A 2,160-nucleotide genomic window follows, 5' to 3' on the forward strand; every position below is an offset into this window, starting at 1 on the left:
TCCATCGCTCCCCGCTGCTACGCTCCGTGACGATCGGCCGAAACGTCCCTCTTCATCGCGAACGGGATGGCGGAGAAGGTGGATCTGATTTGCCCGACGACACAAGCCGAACTACGTGCGACAAACTGGCTCGACGGGCAGTTTGCGCATGAGGGGGATACGGGAATTGCCCGTCGTGTGCGAAGAACACGATACTCGAAGAGGTGAGGGGTCTCTCTCCGCGAGAAACGCGCCTGGAGAGAGACCCCTCACCGAACCGAGCCCGTTGCGCCGTCCTCCATGCCCTCTCCCACAAGGGGAGAGGGCGCAGTCACGGCCACCGCGCCCGCGGCTAGTTTGTTAGTATCTCTCGCTCGATCGCTGCCGATTTGATCGAACCGCGAAGCGAATCCAGTCTCCACAGCGCTGCGCGATACAGTGCCCTCGCCCCTTGTAGGAGAGGACAGCGCCGGCCCATCCTCATGCACAATCGGGCGAGGGGGCTGTCTCCGCGGGCAACGTGCGTGCAGAGAGACCCTGATTGCGGCGCGGTTCACGCGTCAAATTGGAGGCCGATTGTCGGCAAAGATACTCCGGCAACTATGGTGACGCTGCATAAAACTCACCTGAGCTTAGTGCACTGCCACCATATTCCGCTGTCACCATAATCCGTCACCATAATCACAGATCTGGGTCGCGGACATCACCTACGTCCACCTCGACAAGACATTCGCCTATCTCGCCGTCATTCTCGACGGCTTCTCCCGCAAGGCCGTGGGCTGGGCGTTCGAAAGCACACTCGATGCCGTGCTCGCAGTCGCCAGGCTCGACAACGCACTCAAAGCCCGCAATCCGAAACCCGGCAGCCTGATCCATCATTCCGACCGCGGCGTGCAATACGCCTCGATCGCGTACCGCCAACGGCTTGCCGATCGCGAGATCAAGATCAGCATGAGCAGCCCCGGCAACCCTTACGACAACGCCAAGGCCGAGAGCTTCATGAAGACGCTGAAAGCCGAGGAGATCAACGGCAAGACATTCGCTGACCTCGACGACGCCCGGCGCCGGATCAACAGCTTCATTGCCGAGATTTATAAAAGGAGCGTCTGCACTCGGCGCTCGCACATCGATCTCCTCTTGAGTTCGAGACCGCATTCGCGCAGAACAAAAGGCGATGAACTTCACCCTTTATCACTGAAATTATCGTGTCTCACTTGAGGGGTGCAGTCCACTGCATATTGGTGCCCCTTTTGGAGGTGCGCATCGACCGGGTCTAATACGGAAGTCGCGTGTCGGGCATGCAATCGTCCAGCGGGAAAGTGGTATTAGCTGCCATTGGAACTGGAAATGACCGAAATAACTTCCAAAGCTTACCACGGTAAAGCTTACGTTTGCATTCACGTCGCTCTGCGTCAGAGACCAATCTTGCTGGTGGATCACACGAACGGAGTTTGGCAATTCTTGTGTGGATCTTCCCACGAACCTTCTGAATGCCGCGTTGTTGGCATTGGGCATCTCTTGGACTTTGATTCTTCATTGATCGAGTTGTTGGGTCTGCCAGACGGTACAGAGGCAAGTCGTGTTGATGCGAATTCCCCCTGGATTCGCAGCCGAAGTCGGTGACGCTCACCAGCCAGCGCAGCCCGGATGAACTTGCGCCCAAGCACCTCTAAGCGTCTTCGGAGTTTAGTGCGCTGTACCCATAATCAGTCGCCGCAATGACCGACCGTCTCAGCCCGCCGCAAACCCGTATAAACGCTGCGCGTTATCGGCGAGGACGCGGTCGCGGGCGGCCGCATCGGGCACCCAGTCGGCCAAGAGGTCGAGCAGTTCGCCCACATTCATCATGTGTCCGCGATGCGCCACGTGCGGCCAGTCTGAGCCCCAGACGCAGCGGTCCGGCGCGGCCGCGTGGAGGCGGCGGACGAACGACACCGTGTCGGCATAGGGCGGTCCTTCGACCGTGTTGCGGTAGGCGCCGGACAGCTTGACCCAGGCGCCGTCGCGCAGCAGCGAGACGAGCGTCTGGAAGCCGGGGTCCGCGAGCCCGCGCGACACTGGAAAGTGGCCCCAATGGTCGATCACGATCGGCACAGTGAGCCGCTCCAGCCGCGGCGCCAGCGCCGGCAGATCGGCGGCGTCGATCAGGAACTGCAGGTGCCAGCCGAGCTCGCGGGCGAG

General features: G+C 60.4%; 2 protein-coding genes. One reads left to right on the plus strand and one right to left on the minus strand.

From position 1 onward, the window contains the following. The first annotated feature begins 666 nt into the window (after positions 1 to 666). Entirely contained in the window at positions 667 to 1,197 is a 531-nt protein-coding gene (locus BRAS3809_RS18505; protein ID WP_083839125.1) for an IS3 family transposase, read from the plus strand. A gap of 513 nt (positions 1,198 to 1,710) precedes the next feature. Here BRAS3809_RS18505 and BRAS3809_RS18510 read toward each other — a convergent pair. Continuing rightward, a partial coding sequence (locus BRAS3809_RS18510) for an amidohydrolase family protein (RefSeq protein WP_035656760.1) occupies positions 1,711 to 2,160 on the minus strand: 450 nt, incomplete at its 5' end.

Source organism: Bradyrhizobium sp. STM 3809, assembly GCF_000239795.1.
Lineage (GTDB): Bacteria > Pseudomonadota > Alphaproteobacteria > Rhizobiales > Xanthobacteraceae > Bradyrhizobium.